The following is a 930-nucleotide window of genomic DNA, read 5'->3' as shown; positions in this document are numbered from 1 at the left end:
ATGTCCTCCTCTTGGGGGTGACCCCGGAATTGGCAATTCTGGGCAAGTCGATGTTGGCGGTCGACCAGTCGGCGGCCATGATTTCCGGCGTATGGGCCGGCGACGACGGCTCGCGAAGGGCAATCGCCGGCAACTGGCTTAACCTGCCCGTGGATCACGCAAGCATCGACGCCGTCATCGGCGACGGATGCCTGTCGGCGGTCGATTCCCAGGCGGCGCGCAGTTCGTTGTTTGGCGAGGTCGCCAGGGTACTGAAGCCTGGCAGGCGCGCAGCGATCCGCGTCTTCGCACGACCGGAAACGGCAGATGATCTGCGCGGCATCGAAGCTCTGGTTCTGGCCGGCGGGGTCGAGAATTTCCACGCGCTCAAATGGCGGATCGCGATGGCGTCCACGACGAACGACCCCGATTTCGCCATCAAGGTGGCAACGATCCGCGATACGTTCGGCAGACTGTTCCCAGACCGCGAAGCTCTTGCCGCAAGGACGGGGTGGAGCATGACCTCGATCAACACGATCGACGTCTATGCCGGCTCGGACATAAGCTACAGTTTCGCGACGCTGGCCACGCTGATCGAAGAGGCCGCCGACTGGTTCGGCGAGGTGCGCGTCGTGCCGAGCGGCAGCTATCCGCTGGCCGAACGGTGCCCGCTTCTGGTACTCGGTTCGGCCAGGCACCGCTAAGTTCATCATCATACCGCCAAGAGCCGCTCCGAGCGCCTTGACTCCGGCGCGCCGCCAGCCTATTTCAGCGCCACGTTAGCACTCGCCTTTGGTGAGTGCTAACCACATGTCCGGCGCCGCCGGATGGAGGAACTGTTTCTCACCGTTCTCATCGAGGAAGAAAAAATGGCAAAGTCGAAGTTCCGCCCGCTTCATGACCGCGTGGTCGTTCGCCGGGTCGAATCCGAATCCAAGACCGCTGGCGGGA

1 protein-coding gene and 1 pseudogene are annotated in these 930 nt (G+C 63.0%); both read left to right on the top strand.

Going from position 1 to position 930, the window contains the following annotated elements; translation table 11 throughout:
- Positions 1-683 (top strand): class I SAM-dependent methyltransferase (locus EOC06_RS30845; protein WP_245470237.1); only part of this gene is annotated, 683 nt, incomplete at its 5' end.
- 165 nt (positions 684-848) lie between these two features.
- A pseudogene (locus EOC06_RS30840) lies at positions 849-930 on the top strand (co-chaperone GroES); the annotation flags it as partial.

The organism is Mesorhizobium sp. M7A.F.Ca.MR.362.00.0.0, assembly GCF_004023175.1.
Taxonomy (GTDB): Bacteria; Pseudomonadota; Alphaproteobacteria; order Rhizobiales; family Rhizobiaceae; genus Mesorhizobium.
This window is presented reverse-complemented; position numbering and strand designations above follow the sequence as displayed.